Raw genomic sequence first — 16,294 nt, 5'->3', positions numbered from 1 at the left:
CGCCTACCCCCGTTTTAGTATTTCTCCAGCCGCGAGCTGTATCAGCCCCTCTAGCGCGGCCTTCACCGTTTGTCGGCGGACCTGATCACGGTCACCGTCAAACTGCCTGCGCACGGAAACGAGCTGCTGTCCCGCGCCCCATGCAAGCCATACCGTCCCTACTGGCTTGTCCGCCGAGCCTCCATCAGGCCCGGCAACGCCGCTGACCGCGACGGCAAACTGTGCCCCGCTTTTTTCCTGTGCGCCCGACACCATGGCCTCGACCACTTCGCGACTGACCGCTCCCACCGAGCTGAACAGTTCGGCCGGCACGTTCAGTTGAAGGTTTTTTTGCGCGTTCGAATAGGTGACATAACCGGCCTCGAACCAGGCAGAGCTACCGGGTATACGGGTAATCGCCTCGGCAATCCCGCCCCCCGTGCAGGATTCAGCGGTGGTTACCTGCGCCCTCAACGATTGCAGGTGCTTGCCGAGTAAAGCCGCAAGCTGGGTAATATCATCCACGACCTTCTCCGATTTTCAGCACGTCAGGTGAGACACCGTACACGAGCTCTTTATACGTGCAAGGACAGAAGCATTCGACCGCTCCTGCTCTTGGATCAAGCACGATTGAATGACTACCGACCTCTCTTGGCCGGCTTTTTGACGGTTTCAATTATTGTTTCTCTCGGGCGCTTTTTTGCCTCATCAATGGGGATGAAGCGACCATTGACTGCATCTCGACCACGTTTATTCGACATAAGAACATCCTGTTCCTGCTGTTCTCTGGAATGAAACAGCTTGAATGCAAGCGTAGCCATGTCTGCGCAATAGCCCATCGCAAAGTCGTAACCAGGCTTTTCGCCAGGCTCCACTCTGCGAGGCAAGATCGTGCGTGTTAACCTTGCGCCCATTGTAAAAACAGACGGGCACAGGACTTCATCCACGCCGATGAAGTCCGCAAGGCGCCCGACATCTGGCCCCCACTTTTGACGAACTCGCCTAAAAAACCGATGAATAAAGCATTGACTGACCTGTCCTCACACACCCCGATGATGCAGCAATATTGGCGGTTGAAAAATCAACACCCTGATCAGTTGATGTTCTATCGCATGGGCGACTTCTACGAAATCTTCTACGAAGACGCCAAAAAGGCCTCCAAGCTGCTGGATATCACGCTGACTGCGCGCGGCCAGTCGGCGGGACAGGCGATTCCCATGTGCGGGATTCCTTACCATGCGGCCGAAGGTTATCTCGCGAAGCTGGTAAAGCTCGGCGAGTCGGTAGTGATCTGCGAACAGGTCGGCGATCCCGCTACCAGTAAAGGCCCGGTGGACCGTCAGGTCGTGCGGATCATTACACCCGGCACGGTCAGCGACGAGGCGCTGCTCGACGAACGCAGGGACAACCTGATTGCTGCAGTATTGGGCGATGAACGCCTGTTTGGCCTCGCTGTTCTGGACATCACCAGTGGCAATTTCAGTGTTCTTGAAATCAAGGGCTGGGAAAACCTGCTGGCGGAGCTGGAGCGAATCAATCCAGTCGAGCTGATGATCCCCGATGATTGGCCACAGGGCTTGCCCGCCGAGAAGCGACGTGGGACCCGGCGTCGTGCGCCGTGGGACTTCGAGCGCGATTCGGCGCTTAAAAGCCTGTGCCAGCAATTCTCTACCCAGGACCTCAAGGGCTTTGGTTGCGAGAACCTGACACTGGCTATCGGAGCCGCGGGTTGCCTGCTCGGTTATGCCAAAGAAACCCAGCGCACCGCTCTCCCGCATTTACGCAGCCTGCGTCATGAACGACTGGATGATACGGTCGTGCTCGATGGCGCCAGTCGACGCAACCTGGAGCTGGACACCAATCTGGCAGGCGGACGCGACAATACTCTGCAATCGGTCATGGACCGCTGCCAGACCGCCATGGGCAGTCGCCTGCTGACACGCTGGCTGAATCGCCCGTTACGAGACTTGAGCGTGCTGCAAGCCCGACAAAGCTCAATCACGTGCCTGCTTGAACGCTACCGCTTCGAACACCTGCAGCCGCAGTTGAAGGAAATCGGTGATATCGAGCGGATTCTCGCCCGGATTGGCCTGCGCAACGCACGTCCGCGTGATCTGGCGCGGCTGCGCGACGCCCTGGCGGCATTGCCCGAGCTACAACGAGCAATGGCTGACCTGGAAGCTCCGCACCTCCAGCAACTGGCGCTGACGACCAGCACCTACCCGGAATTAGCGGACCTGCTGCAGCGAGCCGTCATCGACAACCCGCCTGCAGTCATTCGTGATGGCGGCGTGCTGAAAACCGGCTACGACGCCGAGCTCGACGACCTGCAATCGCTCAGCGAGAACGCCGGACAGTTTCTGATTGATCTGGAAGCCCGAGAAAAAGCCCGTACGGGGCTGGCCAACCTCAAGGTCGGCTACAACCGGATTCACGGCTACTTTATCGAGCTGCCGAGCAAGCAAGCCGAGCAGGCGCCCGCCGACTATATCCGGCGCCAGACACTCAAAGGCGCCGAGCGCTTCATCACTCCCGAGTTGAAGGCGTTCGAAGACAAGGCGCTGTCAGCCAAGAGCCGTGCACTGGCTCGCGAAAAGATGCTCTACGAAGCGTTGCTCGAAGACCTGATCGGTCATTTGGCGCCCTTGCAAGACACGGCTGCGGCATTGGCTGAACTGGACGTACTGAGCAACCTGGCTGAGCGCGCGCTGAACCTTGACCTGAACTGCCCACGCTTCGTCGATGAGCCATGCATGCGCATCGAACAAGGTCGGCACCCGGTTGTCGAGCAAGTATTGACCAGCCCATTCGTCGCCAACGACCTGGCGCTCGATGACAACACTCGAATGCTGGTGATCACCGGACCGAACATGGGCGGTAAGTCGACGTACATGCGCCAGACCGCCCTGATCGTTTTGCTGGCTCATATCGGCAGCTTTGTGCCAGCAGCCAGTTGCGAGCTGTCGTTGGTGGATCGGATCTTTACCCGGATCGGTTCCAGCGACGATCTGGCAGGCGGCCGTTCGACCTTTATGGTGGAAATGAGCGAAACCGCGAACATTCTGCATAACGCGACCGACCGCAGCCTGGTATTGATGGATGAAGTCGGGCGCGGCACCAGCACATTCGACGGGTTATCACTGGCGTGGGCTGCGGCAGAATGTCTCGCCCAGTTGCGCGCCTATACGCTGTTCGCCACCCACTATTTCGAGCTGACGGTACTCCCGGAAAACGAGCCGCTGGTTGCGAACGTGCACCTGAACGCCACGGAGCACAATGAACGAATCGTCTTCCTGCACCGCGTATTGCCCGGACCTGCCAGCCAAAGCTATGGCCTGGCCGTGGCCCAGCTGGCGGGGGTTCCAGCCAAGGTCATCCTGCGCGCAAAGGAACACTTGCAGCGCTTGGAAACCACGAGCCTGCCCCACGAGGCGCCCCGGTCAGTCCCTGGCAAACCATCGACCCCACAGCAAAGCGATATGTTCGCCAGCCTTCCACATCCGGTACTCGAAGAGTTGTCAAAAACCAAAGTAGACGACCTGACACCGCGCCAGGCGCTAGAGTTATTGTATGCCTTGCAGTCGCGCATCTAACGGCAATCGCTGCAAGCTGTTAGAATCCCGCGCGGTTTGGGATGCTGCGGGTTTTTAGCCTGACTGCGCAGATTATCCGAGCCGCGTGAAAGCGAACGAACCACGGTAGGGCAAGGCGCGACGCCGTATAAGCGCCTTGCTACTGAATGTATTGGTTTCACACGGCCTGGGAAATTCCCGAACTTAGCAGCCCTGCTGGAAGGGCTCTGCTACCGCCGCCTGAGGAGAGAATTAGAAATGACCTTCGTCGTCACCGACAACTGCATCAAGTGCAAGTACACCGACTGCGTAGAAGTGTGTCCGGTGGACTGCTTCTACGAAGGCCCGAATTTCCTGGTGATTCACCCGGATGAGTGCATCGACTGTGCACTCTGCGAGCCTGAGTGCCCGGCACAGGCGATCTTCTCGGAAGATGAAGTGCCTGAGGATATGCAGGCATTTATCCAGCTGAACGTAGAGTTAGCGGAAATCTGGCCAAATATCACCGAGAAGAAAGAAGGCCTGCCCGATGCTGAAGAGTGGGATGGCGTCAAAGGCAAGCTCAAAGATCTAGAGCGCTAAGTCGTATTGCTCTTACAAAAGGCCCCTCTGGGGCCTTTTGTATTTTGAGTCTTTAAACAGGGTCCGCCCAAACGGGCCCTGCTGCACCGGCAGTTTTCTGCAGGCAAAAAAAAGGGCGGTATGACCCGCCCATATTGTCCTTAGTCCCTGTAATCCCTTTCATCATCCTGATGAATCGCATCCTGCGATGTCCTTGACTGTCATCCTTGACGGCCTGTGTCTATCCCTGGACACAGTTCTTATCTTAGTGATTTAACCGCCAAGAGCAACCGCTCAAAGTTTTCAAAAAGAGTCCTGACGGCTCAATCAGTAAAATTAAATATCCTTTAAAATCAATGAAATATACAAATAACAATGGGGAAAAAGACAGTATTCCCCCCTCAAAACTTACGATGACTTACACCACGCGTAAGCAAAGGCTTACATAGAAAACGCCTTATTGCTCGTCGCGCTTAACGTATTAAAGGCATCATCTAAAAAAGCATGAAAAACACACTGCCACTTATCCATATCGCGAATATAAAAACACCCCGACCCAGTCGAGGTGTTTTTATAAGTCGGTCGCACTACATCGCACACACTTGAGTCTGTGCACAGCTATTGAAACAGAGACTCACTCGACAGACCGTTCTTTTCAAGAATCTCACGCAAGCGCTTGAGGCCCTCGACCTGGATCTGCCTGACCCTTTCACGGGTCAAACCAATTTCCAGGCCTACGTCTTCCAAGGTACTGCTTTCATGTCCTCGCAAGCCGAAACGCCTTATTACCACCTCACGCTGCTTATCAGTGAGCTCGGAAAGCCACTGATCGATACTCTGGGAAAGATCATCGTCCTGCAGCAGCTCACACGGGTCCGTAGGGCGATCATCGGTCAACGTATCGAGCAATGTCTTGTCCGAGTCCGGACCAAGGGAAACGTCAACGGAGGACACCCGCTCATTGAGCCCAAGCATGCGTTTGACCTCGCCGACCGGCTTCTCGAGCAGGTTGGCGATTTCTTCCGGAGAGGGTTCGTGATCAAGTTTCTGGGTCAGTTCACGAGCGGCACGCAAGTACACGTTAAGCTCTTTGACCACATGAATTGGCAACCTGATCGTGCGGGTCTGATTCATGATGGCACGCTCGATGGTCTGGCGAATCCACCATGTCGCGTAGGTTGAGAAGCGGAAACCGCGTTCAGGATCGAATTTTTCGACCGCCCGGATCAGGCCCAGGTTGCCTTCTTCGATCAGGTCAAGCAATGAGAGTCCACGATTGACGTAGCGTCGGGCGATTTTTACCACCAGCCGCAGATTGCTTTCAATCATGCGTTTGCGCCCTGCCGGATCACCGCTCTGCGACAAACGCGCAAAGTGGACTTCTTCTTCCGGCGAAAGCAGAGGAGAGAAACCAATTTCATTCAGATACAGTTGGGTGGCGTCGAGCGCCCGGGTGTAGTCGATGTACTTGTGTTGCTTGAGCGTTGTGGAGTGTTTGGCTTTGGCGCGGGCAGGAGTTACAGCAGTTTCCTTGCTCGAAACCTTGTCCAGAACGATGCCGGGTTCCATAAGGAGCACCTCATCGTCGATGTCAAACTCCGGCGCTTCTTTACTGAGAGCCATTGTTATAGTCCTTTGGTGAGTTCGACCTCAAGCCCTAGCGGCGCCTAATTTCCATGGCAACGCTTGAGCCTGTCCCCTCTACGCCAGGAAACAGGCTGGTAACCGATCAACGACGTGGCAGGAATTCCAGCGGATCTACAGGTTTACCTTGACGGCGAATCTCAAAATGCAGTTTCACCCGGTCAGTCCCCGTTGACCCCATTTCAGCAATTGTCTGTCCGACCTTGACCTGCTGCCCCTCCCGAACCAACAGCCTACGGTTATGTCCGTAAGCACTGACGTAGGTGTCGCTGTGTTTGATGATTACCAACTCGCCGTAGCCCCGCAAGCCACTCCCGGCGTACACCACCGAACCATCAGACGCAGCCAAAACAGGCTGTCCCAAATCCCCTGCGATATCAATTCCTTTATTCAAACTACCGTTTGAAGAAAATTTACCTATCAAAATGCCATTAGATGGCCACGCCCACCCTGTGGGTGAACGTCCTACAGCCTGTATCGGCGTTGTCGCGGGAGTCCCGGAAGGAGCAGGAATAATCACCGGCACAACCCCGATAGGGCGAGAGATCACGGTGGTTTTGATCGAACCGGAAGGGGCTACATCGGATGTGGAAGCGACTGACGTCGGCGCGGAACTTGACCGGCCATCAAAGCGAATCGTCTGACCTGGGTGGATGGTATAGGGCGCAGGAATCTGATTGCGTTCGGCCAGCGCTTTCCAGTCCCAGCCGTAACGAAATGCAATGGAGAAAAGGGTGTCGCTACGCCGCACCACGTACTGTCCGGTTGTAACTGCCTGCCGTTGGGGCGCCGCCTTGTTACGATCGACAACCCTCACCCCGCCAGAAGGCGTGCTGGAGCAGCCGGCTAGAAATATACCGAAGGCAATGCCAATCACCAGGCGCTGAAAGCTTGTTATAGACATACGCTGTCGAATGACTGTGAGACTCACCCGCCACTCCCTTTACTGGTGACTGAATTTAAGTTGCCTATTGTGCCGTAATAACGGCTGGCAGCTAATACTTAACTGGTTACAAAACCGTGCGTTACAGCACTCATTCAAGATACTGCGTTAACCTGCACGTAGGCTATAGGACCTTGATGACCGGGTAGAATTCATTACGGGCCGTAACGAGCCTCACGCCAGGGGTCCATTGAGTAAGGGCACGAATCGCACCGCACCCAGCACATGACGGGAAAAACCATTCTCCTCGCGGATGATCAGCATCAATTGCTGGACCTCACCTGAGCCGACCGGAATGACCAGACGTCCGCCCGGTGCCAATTGATCAAGCAAGGCCTGCGGAACATCGGTCGCCACTGCCGTCACGATGATGCCGTTGTAAGGCGCCAGAGCAGGCCAGCCTTCCCAGCCATCGCCCCAGCGAAAGACCACATTGCGCAGATTCAGCTCGACCAGTCGCTCTTTGGCGCGGTCCTGCAAGACCTTGATGCGCTCCACCGAGAAAACCCGCTCGACCAGTTGTGCCAGGACCGCTGTCTGATAACCCGAGCCGGTGCCTATCTCCAGGACCTTGTCCAGTGGACCGGCCTCCAGTAGCAGCTCGCTCATGCGCGCAACCATGTACGGCTGGGAAATGGTCTGGTTATGGCCAATCGGTAAGGCGGTGTCTTCGTAGGCCCGGTGTGCCAGCGCCTCATCCACGAACAAATGCCGTGGCGTTCGCCGGATCACTTCCAGCACCTGAGCGTTGGTCAGGCCTTCTTCGTACAAACGTTGAATCAAACGCTCGCGGGTGCGTTGAGAGGTCATCCCGATCCCGCGTCGTAACAGATCATCTTGCTCGCGCGACATCAACCGAGCCCCTCTAGCCAGCCGTTGAGGCTGCTGAAACCATCCTGGTAGGTTCGGTCCAGTTGCAGCGGGGTGATCGACACGTATCCTTGCATTACTGCGTGAAAGTCGGTCCCTGGTCCGCCGTCTTCAACGTCGCCTGCCGCTGCAATCCAATAACCGACCTTGCCACGCGGATCGACAACCTTGACCGGAGCAGCCGCGCGGGCACGATGCCCCAGGCGGGTCAGTTGAATACCGCGGATGTGCTCAAGCGGAAGGTTCGGAATGTTGACGTTAAGCACCGTGCGCGGCGGCAGGTCGAGCTGCTCATGGGCTTCGACCAGCAGGCGAGCAAAGTGCGCGGCCGTCGGCAGGTTGTCTGTCAGGCGCGATAACAATGAGAACGCAAACGACGGACGCTCGAGAAATCGCCCCTCCAGCGCTGCGGCCACCGTGCCGGAATACAGCACATCATCGCCGAGGTTGGCGCCCAGATTGATGCCCGAGACAACCATGTCCGGCTGCAGATCAAGAAGCCCGTTGAGCCCAAGATGCACGCAATCGGTCGGCGTACCATTAAGGCTGATGAAGCCGTTGGCCAACGTGTGGGCATGAAGCGGGCGATCAAGCGTCAGCGAGCTGCTTGCACCGCTTTTGTCTTGATCAGGGGCAATGACCACGCACTCGCTATAGCCCACCAACGCCGCATGAAGCGCGGCCAGACCCGGTGTCGTTACCCCATCATCGTTAGAAATCAGAATGCGCATGAGCTGTCCGTCTGCCCCACCGCCACCAGATCGACGAGCTCACGCACCAATACGGTGGCGAAGCATCCGGCCGGAAGGACGAATTCCAATTGCAGAATGTCAGGCTCGGGATAATGCCACGTCAACCCACCAATGGGCAGCCGCAGGATTCGACGTTCGTGTTCCATGCCGGCTTTGATCAGCCAATCGCGCAACGCGGGTTCGCGATCAGCGACGGCTTGTTCAAGCTCGCCAGTGATGCCGGTCGCAGGCGAATCACCTTCGCCCCACTGCGGTCCGGTCGGGTGCAGGTCAAGAATAGCCAGACGCGGGTCACTGCACTCAGCCTCGCCAGCAGGGAAAAAGCTGCGGCTGTCAGTGAACGCCAGCAGATCACCCACCTGCGCCCGCTGCCAACTGCCATCCGCCACCCGCGCCGCCAGCACCTGATTGAACAGATAGCTGCGAGCCGTCGACAACAATCGCGAACGCACATTGCGTTGTTCCGGCAATGCCTGACGCGAGGCGTACTCACGGGCTTCGCCCAGGTTACCGCCCTGCCAGCCAAAACGCTGGGCGCCAAAATAATTGGGGATGCCGTGGCTGGCGATCAATTCGAGGCGCGCCTGCAAGGCCGCGTGATCCGCCTGCAACTGGGTCAGGCGCAAGGTAAAGCCATTGGCCGCGTGAGCGCCGCGGTTCAGTTTGCGTTTATGACGGCCGATTTTCAGGATTTTCAGGGTGTCGTCCTGAGCCGCTGACAGATCAGGGTCGGCCTTGCCCGGCAGGTGCAAGCTGAACCACTGACGCGTCAACGCCTGACGATCCTTCAAGCCCGCATAACTGACGGTTCGCAACGGCACACCGGCAGCACGTGCCAGGCGGCGGGCCGCTTCTTCGGTGTTCAGGCCTCGCTTCTCGACCCACAACCACAGATGCTCTCCGTCGCCGGACAACGGAATATCCAGGACTTCATCAACCTGGAAATCTTCGGCCGTGGCTTTGAGCACCGCAGTACCCAAGGCGTCACCATAGGCGCGCGGGCCCAACAATTCGAGTTCCGTCATGCCGAGAGCAACAAGGCGACAGCATGAACCGCGATGCCCTCTTCACGGCCAACAAAGCCGAGTTTTTCGGTGGTGGTAGCTTTTACGTTCACTTGATCCAACTCGACGTGAAGATCCGCGGCAATCAGCGCGCGCATCGATTCGATATGCGGGGCCATTTTCGGTGCCTGGGCAACAATGGTGGCGTCGATGTTGCCGACTTTCCAGCCTTTGTTATTGACCAATGTGACCACGTGACGCAACAAAGCGCGACTGTCTGCGCCCTTGAATTGCGGGTCCGTGTCTGGAAAGTGCCTGCCAATATCCCCCAGCGCTGCCGCGCCGAGCAAGGCATCGCTGAGTGCGTGCAGCAGCACGTCGCCATCGGAATGGGCGAGCAGCCCGAAGCCGTGCGCGATCCGCACGCCACCCAAGGTGATGAAATCGCCTTCAGCGAAACGGTGCACATCGTAGCCGTGGCCAATACGCATAAAAAAACGCCCCGAAAAAGTCAGGGCGTGATTCTACCTACTTTGTCCAACATTAACCGCTTAGAGCGAACCCATGATGACGTAAGTGATCTTCGATAAAGCTCGCGATGAAGAAATAGCTGTGGTCATAACCGGGCTGCATACGCAAGGTGAGCGGATGTTTAGCAGATTTTGCCGCCTGCACCAGCACCTCGGGCTTGAGCTGATTGGCGAGGAAATCATCACGATCACCCTGATCGACGAGGATCGGCAGTTTTTCCGAAGCCTCGGCGATCAACACACTCGCATCCCATTCGCGCCAGCGCGAACGCTCATCCCCAAGGTAACGGGAGAAAGCCTTCTGACCCCATGGGCAGTCCATCGGATTGCTGATCGGCGAAAAAGCTGACACGGACTGATAGCGCCCCGGATTACGCAAAGCGCACACCAACGCCCCGTGTCCGCCCATGGAGTGACCGCTGATCCCGCGCCGGTCCGAAGCCGGAAAATGCGCCTCGACCAGTGTCGGCAGCTCGTTCACCACATAGTCATGCATGCGATAGTTCTTCGCCCAGGGTTGCTGGGTGGCGTTCAGATAAAAGCCGGCACCCAGACCAAAATCCCATGCGCCATCCGGATCACCCGGCACATCCGGCCCGCGCGGACTGGTGTCGGGGGCGACGATGATCAACCCCAGCTCGGCCGCGATCCGTTGCGCCCCTGCCTTGTGCATGAAGTTTTCATCGGTACAGGTCAATCCGGACAGCCAATACACCACCGGCAATTTACCGCCCTGCTCCGCTTGCGGTGGCAGGTAAACGGCAAACACCATGTCGCAGCCGAGCACATCGGAATGATGCTTGTAGCGCTTGTGCCAGCCACCGAAGCTTTTCTGGCAGGACAGGTTTTCCAGGCTCATGACAGACCTCAGAAATGGATGACGGTGCGGATGCTCTTGCCTTCATGCATCAGCTCGAAAGCCTTATTGATGTCTTCCAGGCCCATGGTGTGGGTGATGAAGGTGTCCAACGGGATTTCGCCCTTCTGTGCCATGTCGACATAGCTCGGCAATTCAGTGCGACCCCGTACACCGCCAAACGCCGAACCGCGCCAGACGCGCCCGGTGACCAACTGGAAAGGTCGGGTTGAAATTTCCTGACCGGCACCAGCCACGCCAATGATCACCGACTCGCCCCAACCTTTATGGCAGCACTCAAGCGCCGCACGCATGAGTTGCACGTTGCCGATGCACTCGAAGGAGAAGTCCACACCGCCGTCGGTGAGATCAACGATCACGTCCTGAATCGGGCGATCGTAATCCTTGGGGTTGATGCAGTCGGTAGCGCCCAGCTGTTTGGCGATTTCAAACTTTGAGGGGTTGATGTCGATGGCGATGATGCGCCCGGCCTTGGCTTTGACCGCGCCAATCACCGCTGACAAGCCGATCCCACCCAGACCAAAGATCGCGACAGTGTCGCCCGGTTTGACTTTGGCCGTGTTCAGTACCGCACCAATCCCGGTAGTGACGCCGCAACCGAGCAGGCAGACTTTTTCCAGCGGCGCATCTTTAGAGATTTTCGCGACCGATATTTCCGGCAACACGGTGTACTCGGAGAAGGTCGAGGTGCCCATGTAATGGAAAATCGTCTGGCCTTTATAAGAGAAGCGCGACGTGCCATCCGGCATCAAACCTTTGCCCTGGGTGGCGCGAATGGCTTGGCACAGGTTGGTCTTGCCCGACAGGCAGAATTTGCATTTACGGCATTCCGGGGTGTACAGCGGGATCACATGATCACCGACTGCAACTGAGGTCACACCTTCGCCGATTGCCTCGACGATTGCGCCACCTTCATGGCCGAGGATCGACGGGAAGATGCCTTCCGGGTCGGCGCCCGACAAGGTATAGGCATCGGTGTGGCAAACACCGGAAGCGACGACCCGCAACAGCACTTCGCCAGCCTTGGGCATCGCGACATCGACTTCAACGATTTCGAGCGGTTTCTTGGCTTCAAAGGCAACAGCGGCGCGTGACTTGATCATCAATCTTCTCCAGCGAAGTAAAAACAAGCCTGAGAGTGTAAAGCAGTGCTGATTGAGGAATAATCAGGTCAAAAGCAAAACATTATTGCTGTACAGGGATAATCGATGTACGCCAATCGCTGGGAAGGGCTCGATGAGTTTGTAGCGGTAGCTGAATGCGGGCAGTTCACCGCTGCGGCAGAGCGTTTGGGCGTTTCGTCGTCACACATCAGCCGACAGATCGCCAGGCTCGAAGAACGCCTGCAAACCCGGCTGCTGTATCGCAGCACCCGGCGCGTAGCCTTGACCGAAGCCGGGCAGACATTTCTTCAGCACTGTCAGCGCCTGCAGGATGGTCGCGAAGAAGCACTGCGCGCGATAGGCGACCTCACCAGCGAACCTAAAGGCCTGCTGCGCATGACTTGCGCCGTGGCGTATGGAGAGCGCTTTATTGCACCGCTGGTGACCGGTTTCATGATGTTGTATCCACAATTGCGTGTGGATATCGAGCTGAGCAACCGCACGCTGGATCTGGTGCACGAAGGCCTCGATCTGGCGATTCGCCTGGGTCGCCTGCAAGACTCAAGGCTGATTGCCACCCGCCTGGCGCCTCGGCGCATGTACCTGTGCGCATCGCCCTCTTACCTTGAGCACTATGGCCGACCGCACAGCCTGTCGGAACTGAACCGCCACAACTGCTTGATCGGCAGCAGCGACACCTGGCAACTGCAACAGAATGGTCGGGAGTTCTCGCAACGCGTTCAAGGCAACTGGCGCTGCAACAGCGGACAGGCCGTGCTCGACGCGGCGCTGCAGGGTATTGGATTGTGTCAGCTGCCGGACTACTACGTGCTTGAACACCTGAACAGTGGCGCGTTGATTTCGTTGCTGGACGCTCATCAACCCCCCAACACGGCGGTCTGGGCGCTTTATCCACAGCAACGGCATCTGTCGCCCAAGGTGCGCAAGTTGGTCGAACATCTGAAGGCCGGGTTGGCGCTGTGTAAGGAGTATCGCGATTAAAGCGACTTCGCCGGGCTCAATCCTTGAAGTCTCGACGCTGACGCAGCCATTCGAGGTCTTCGGGGCGGGTCACCTTGATGTTGTCTGAACGACCCTCGATCAGCCGGGGAGACTGACCTGCCCATTCGATGGCGGAGGCTTCATCGGTGATACTGATATCCGATACCAGGCTGTCAGCCAAGGCCCGGTGCAGCGCGCCGAGGCGGAACATCTGCGGCGTGTAGGCCTGCCAGATCAAGCTGCGATCAACGGTTTCAGTGACGCGCCCATTACTGTCCGCACGCTTGAGTGTGTCGCGAGCCGGAACGGCCAACAGACCACCGACAGGATCGTCAGCCAATTCGTACAGCAGCGTGTCCAGGTCCACGCGCGACAGATTCGGACGAGCCGCATCGTGAACCAGCACCCAGTCATCGTCATGAGCGCCTTGCGCGTGGAGGTGCAACAACGCATTGAGCACTGAGTCTGCCCGCTCCCGCCCGCCCGCCACGCGCTGGATCCGCGAGTCTGTAGAGCATGCCAGGGTCGGCCAATAGGGATCATCCACAGCCAGACTGATCACCAGTCCCTTGAGTTGGGGGTGATCGAGAAAACAATTAAGGCTGTGTTCAAGAATAGTGAGCCTGCCCAGTTGCAGGTACTGCTTGGGCCGGTCAGCCGCCATGCGAGCGCCAACGCCCGCGGCAGGAATCACTGCCCAGAAGGCAGGTAGAGCAGATGTCATTGGGCCAACTGATAAAGGGTTTCGCCATCCTTGACCATGCCCAATTCGTGACGCGCCCGTTCTTCAACGGTTTCCAGGCCTTTTTTCAGCTCGAGCACTTCCGCATCGAGAACCCGGTTGCGTTCCAGTAGCGTATCGTTTTCAGCATGCTGATCAGCGATTTGCTGGGTCAGACTGGCCACTTGCGCCAGGCTTCCGTTGCCCACCCAAAGGCGATACTGCAGGCCGGCCAGCAGCAGAAGCAAGATGAGGAACAACCAGTTAGGACTGCGCATTGAATATTCAGGTACTCAGTGGAAAAGACAGCGATGCCGACACGTTGAAAATCGAGCGAGGGCATTGAGCCTGGCAAAACCAGGCTCAATCACTCATGCGCTGGCAGAATCGTCAGCTATGCCGACTTTTCTTACAGCGCCCGTTGTCTTTTTACCATCTCCAGCTCAGCCGCGAAACTCACCACGACCGTTGTATACAGCCTTGGCGCCCAATTGCTCTTCGATACGCAGCAGTTGGTTGTACTTGGCGATGCGATCGGAACGGCTCAGAGAACCGGTTTTGATCTGACCTGCGGCCGTACCAACAGCCAGATCGGCAATGGTCGAGTCCTCGGTTTCGCCGGAGCGGTGCGAGATGACAGCCGTGTAACCCGCTGCCTTGGCCATCTGAATGGCTTCCAACGTTTCGGTCAGGGTGCCGATCTGGTTGAACTTGATCAAGATCGAGTTGCCGATCTTTTTATCGATGCCTTCCTTGAGGATCTTGGTGTTGGTCACAAACAGGTCGTCGCCGACCAATTGCACTTTCTCACCCAGCTTGTCAGTCAGCACTTTCCAGCCAGCCCAATCGGACTCGTCCATGCCATCTTCGATGGAAATGATCGGATAACGGCTGACAAGACCGGCCAGGTAATCAGCGAAACCCGCCGAGTCGAACTTCTGACCTTCGCCAGCCAGATCGTATTTGCCGTCTTCGTAGAATTCGCTGGCCGCGCAGTCCAGTGCCAGGGTCACGTCGGTGCCCAGCGTGTAACCGGCGTTGGCCACCGCTTCAGCGATAGCGCCCAAGGCATCTTCGTTCGACGCCAGGTTCGGTGCGAAACCACCTTCATCGCCAACAGCAGTATTCAAGCCACGGGCTTTGAGCACAGCTTTCAGATGATGGAAAATTTCGGTACCCATGCGCAGCGCTTCGGAAAAGGTCTTGGCGCCAACCGGCTGCACCATGAATTCCTGGATATCGATGTTGTTATCCGCATGCTCGCCACCGTTGATGATGTTCATCATCGGCACCGGCATCGAGTACACACCCGGCGTGCCGTTGAGGTTGGCGATGTGCGCGTACAGCGGCAGATCCTGATCCTGAGCGGCAGCTTTGGCTGCGGCCAGCGACACAGCAAGGATCGCGTTGGCGCCCAGGCTGGCTTTGTTTTCGGTCCCGTCCAGAGCAATCATGGCACGGTCCAGCGCTTGCTGGTCTACCGGGTCCTTGCCCAGCAGCAGGTCGCGAATCGGGCCATTGATGTTAGCTATGGCCTTGAGAACACCTTTGCCAAGGTAACGGCTCTTGTCGCCATCACGCAGCTCGAGCGCTTCACGCGAGCCAGTGGAAGCACCGGACGGCGCGCAGGCACTGCCGATGATACCGTTATCGAGGAGCACATCTGCTTCCACGGTGGGATTGCCACGGGAGTCGAGAACTTCACGACCTTTGATGTCGACGATTTTTGCCATTGTTGTAAACACTCCAAGATTGACGAAAGCGACACAGCTGAGGGAATCAATTATCGCCGTCAGGCGTTGTACAGCGGGCAGGTCTGACGAGGATAAGCCTCTGGCCCGAGGGCCAGAGAAATACCGAGCGGCACTTTACCGGAGAAACCGGTTTTACGCGGTCTCTACCGTCGGAAAACTTTTCACAAGTTCATCCAGTGCCTTGAGCTGAGCCAGGAATGGCTCGAGCTTGTCCAGACGCAAGGCGCAAGGACCATCGCATTTTGCGTTATCCGGATCCGGATGCGCTTCGAGGAACAACCCGGCCAGACTCTGGCTGAGGCCCGCCTTGGCCAGATCGAGGACCTGAGCCCGACGACCACCCGCAGAATCGGAGCGCCCGCCTGGCATTTGCAAGGCATGAGTCACGTCGAAGAATACCGGATACTCGAACTGCTTCATGATGCCGAAGCCAAGCATGTCCACCACCAGGTTGTTGTAACCGAAGCTGGAACCACGCTCGCACAGAATCAATTGATCATTCCCTGCTTCTACGCACTTGGCCAGGATATGTTTCATTTCCTGAGGGGCGAGAAACTGGGCTTTCTTGATGTTGATCACCGCACCGGTCTTGGCCATTGCCACGACCAGATCGGTCTGCCGCGACAAGAACGCCGGCAACTGGATGATGTCGCAGACCTCAGCCACTACCGCAGCTTGCTCAGGTTCGTGCACATCGGTGATCAGCGGTACACCAAAGGTCTTTTTGATCTCTTCGAAAATCCGCATGCCCTCTTCCAGGCCTGGGCCACGGTAAGAGGTCACGGACGAACGATTGGCTTTGTCGAAACTGGCCTTGAACACATAAGGGATGCCGAGCTTTTCGGTGACCCTTACGTACTCTTCGCAGACCTGCATGGCCATGTCCCGCGATTCCAGCACGTTCATGCCACCAAACAAGACAAATGGCTTGTCGTTGGCAATCTCGATCGCGCCTACACGGATGATCTTTTGCGCCATAAAA

The 16,294-nt window shown here is 57.2% G+C and carries 17 protein-coding genes; 3 read left to right on the top strand and 14 right to left on the bottom strand.

What is annotated here, in order from left to right; all coding sequences use genetic code 11:
• Positions 1–3: 3 nt before the first annotated feature.
• A complete protein-coding gene (locus K0F75_RS07770) occupies positions 4–504 on the bottom strand; it encodes a CinA family protein (RefSeq protein WP_219061265.1) in 501 nt (166 codons plus the stop codon).
• Positions 505–617: 113 nt separating this feature from the next.
• Entirely contained in the window at positions 618–926 is a 309-nt protein-coding gene (locus K0F75_RS07765; RefSeq protein ID WP_219061328.1) for a hypothetical protein, read from the bottom strand.
• A 78-nt stretch (positions 927–1,004) separates the two neighbouring features.
• Here K0F75_RS07765 and mutS point away from each other — a divergent pair, with 78 nt between their 5' ends.
• Complete coding sequence (gene mutS, locus K0F75_RS07760; RefSeq protein ID WP_219061327.1) at positions 1,005–3,572, top strand: DNA mismatch repair protein MutS; 2,568 nt, start codon at positions 1,005–1,007, stop codon at positions 3,570–3,572.
• Positions 3,573–3,809: 237 nt separating this feature from the next.
• Positions 3,810–4,133 carry a ferredoxin FdxA gene (gene fdxA / locus K0F75_RS07755; RefSeq protein ID WP_219061264.1) on the top strand — a complete coding sequence of 108 codons (324 nt, stop codon included), beginning with the start codon at positions 3,810–3,812 and terminating at the stop codon, positions 4,131–4,133.
• A gap of 597 nt (positions 4,134–4,730) precedes the next feature.
• On the opposite strand, the gene rpoS is transcribed toward fdxA, so the two are convergent.
• The 8 genes from rpoS to K0F75_RS07715 form a co-directional block, all read right to left on the bottom strand.
• Positions 4,731–5,735 (bottom strand): RNA polymerase sigma factor RpoS, encoded by a 1,005-nt coding sequence (rpoS, locus tag K0F75_RS07750; RefSeq protein ID WP_219061263.1) that lies wholly within the window; start codon positions 5,733–5,735, stop codon positions 4,731–4,733.
• Positions 5,736–5,841: 106 nt separating this feature from the next.
• Positions 5,842–6,687, bottom strand: a complete 846-nt coding sequence (locus K0F75_RS07745; RefSeq protein WP_219061262.1) for a peptidoglycan DD-metalloendopeptidase family protein — start codon at positions 6,685–6,687, stop codon at positions 5,842–5,844.
• A 186-nt stretch (positions 6,688–6,873) separates the two neighbouring features.
• Complete coding sequence (locus tag K0F75_RS07740; protein ID WP_219061326.1) at positions 6,874–7,509, bottom strand: protein-L-isoaspartate(D-aspartate) O-methyltransferase; 636 nt, start codon at positions 7,507–7,509, stop codon at positions 6,874–6,876.
• Positions 7,510–7,550: 41 nt separating this feature from the next.
• Entirely contained in the window at positions 7,551–8,300 is a 750-nt protein-coding gene (surE, locus tag K0F75_RS07735; protein ID WP_219061261.1) for a 5'/3'-nucleotidase SurE, read from the bottom strand.
• Positions 8,288–9,346 carry a tRNA pseudouridine(13) synthase TruD gene (gene truD, locus K0F75_RS07730; protein ID WP_219061260.1) on the bottom strand — a complete coding sequence of 353 codons (1,059 nt, stop codon included), beginning with the start codon at positions 9,344–9,346 and terminating at the stop codon, positions 8,288–8,290. The genes surE and truD overlap by 13 nt, the downstream gene beginning before the upstream one ends.
• Entirely contained in the window at positions 9,343–9,816 is a 474-nt protein-coding gene (ispF, locus tag K0F75_RS07725; RefSeq protein ID WP_219061259.1) for a 2-C-methyl-D-erythritol 2,4-cyclodiphosphate synthase, read from the bottom strand. Before ispF ends, truD begins: the two co-directional genes overlap by 4 nt.
• A 52-nt stretch (positions 9,817–9,868) precedes the next feature.
• Positions 9,869–10,714: an S-formylglutathione hydrolase gene (gene fghA / locus K0F75_RS07720; RefSeq protein ID WP_219061258.1), complete on the bottom strand. Its 846-nt coding sequence runs from the start codon at positions 10,712–10,714 to the stop codon at positions 9,869–9,871.
• A gap of 8 nt (positions 10,715–10,722) precedes the next feature.
• Entirely contained in the window at positions 10,723–11,835 is a 1,113-nt protein-coding gene (locus K0F75_RS07715; protein WP_219061257.1) for an S-(hydroxymethyl)glutathione dehydrogenase/class III alcohol dehydrogenase, read from the bottom strand.
• Positions 11,836–11,940: 105 nt separating this feature from the next.
• Here K0F75_RS07715 and K0F75_RS07710 point away from each other — a divergent pair, with 105 nt between their 5' ends.
• The gene (locus tag K0F75_RS07710) at positions 11,941–12,837 is read left to right on the top strand and encodes a LysR substrate-binding domain-containing protein (protein WP_219061256.1); all 897 of its coding nucleotides are present in this window, start codon (positions 11,941–11,943) and stop codon (positions 12,835–12,837) included.
• A gap of 16 nt (positions 12,838–12,853) precedes the next feature.
• Here the strand turns inward: K0F75_RS07710 and ispD are convergent, their stop codons facing one another.
• From ispD to kdsA, 4 genes are all read right to left on the bottom strand, one after another.
• Entirely contained in the window at positions 12,854–13,561 is a 708-nt protein-coding gene (ispD, locus tag K0F75_RS07705) for a 2-C-methyl-D-erythritol 4-phosphate cytidylyltransferase (protein ID WP_219061255.1), read from the bottom strand.
• On the bottom strand, positions 13,558–13,836 hold the full coding sequence (ftsB, locus tag K0F75_RS07700) for a cell division protein FtsB (RefSeq protein WP_219061254.1): 279 nt from the start codon (positions 13,834–13,836) through the stop codon (positions 13,558–13,560). Before ftsB ends, ispD begins: the two co-directional genes overlap by 4 nt.
• A 165-nt stretch (positions 13,837–14,001) precedes the next feature.
• Complete coding sequence (eno, locus tag K0F75_RS07695) at positions 14,002–15,291, bottom strand: phosphopyruvate hydratase (RefSeq protein WP_219061253.1); 1,290 nt, start codon at positions 15,289–15,291, stop codon at positions 14,002–14,004.
• Positions 15,292–15,444: 153 nt separating this feature from the next.
• A complete protein-coding gene (kdsA, locus tag K0F75_RS07690; protein WP_219061252.1) occupies positions 15,445–16,290 on the bottom strand; it encodes a 3-deoxy-8-phosphooctulonate synthase in 846 nt (281 codons plus the stop codon).
• Between the last annotated feature and the right edge of the window lie 4 nt (positions 16,291–16,294).

The sequence above is a fragment of the Pseudomonas sp. UMAB-08 genome (assembly GCF_900095225.1).
Lineage (GTDB): Bacteria > Pseudomonadota > Gammaproteobacteria > Pseudomonadales > Pseudomonadaceae > Aquipseudomonas.
This window is presented reverse-complemented; position numbering and strand designations above follow the sequence as displayed.

Excerpts from the sequence above, each read along its gene's own strand:
- fdxA (WP_219061264.1), top strand. The coding sequence starts at position 3,810 with ATGACCTTCGTCGTCACCGACAACTGCATCAAGTGCAAGTACACCGAC.
- rpoS (WP_219061263.1), bottom strand. The coding sequence starts at position 5,735 with ATGGCTCTCAGTAAAGAAGCGCCGGAGTTTGACATCGACGATGAGGTG.
- K0F75_RS07740 (WP_219061326.1), bottom strand. The coding sequence starts at position 7,509 with ATGACCTCTCAACGCACCCGCGAGCGTTTGATTCAACGTTTGTACGAA.
- surE (WP_219061261.1), bottom strand. The coding sequence starts at position 8,300 with ATGCGCATTCTGATTTCTAACGATGATGGGGTAACGACACCGGGTCTG.
- truD (WP_219061260.1), bottom strand. The coding sequence starts at position 9,346 with ATGACGGAACTCGAATTGTTGGGCCCGCGCGCCTATGGTGACGCCTTG.
- ispF (WP_219061259.1), bottom strand. The coding sequence starts at position 9,816 with ATGCGTATTGGCCACGGCTACGATGTGCACCGTTTCGCTGAAGGCGAT.
- fghA (WP_219061258.1), bottom strand. The coding sequence starts at position 10,714 with ATGAGCCTGGAAAACCTGTCCTGCCAGAAAAGCTTCGGTGGCTGGCAC.
- K0F75_RS07715 (WP_219061257.1), bottom strand. The coding sequence starts at position 11,835 with ATGATCAAGTCACGCGCCGCTGTTGCCTTTGAAGCCAAGAAACCGCTC.
- K0F75_RS07710 (WP_219061256.1), top strand. The coding sequence starts at position 11,941 with ATGTACGCCAATCGCTGGGAAGGGCTCGATGAGTTTGTAGCGGTAGCT.
- ispD (WP_219061255.1), bottom strand. The coding sequence starts at position 13,561 with ATGACATCTGCTCTACCTGCCTTCTGGGCAGTGATTCCTGCCGCGGGC.
- ftsB (WP_219061254.1), bottom strand. The coding sequence starts at position 13,836 with ATGCGCAGTCCTAACTGGTTGTTCCTCATCTTGCTTCTGCTGCTGGCC.
- eno (WP_219061253.1), bottom strand. The coding sequence starts at position 15,291 with ATGGCAAAAATCGTCGACATCAAAGGTCGTGAAGTTCTCGACTCCCGT.
- kdsA (WP_219061252.1), bottom strand. The coding sequence starts at position 16,290 with ATGGCGCAAAAGATCATCCGTGTAGGCGCGATCGAGATTGCCAACGAC.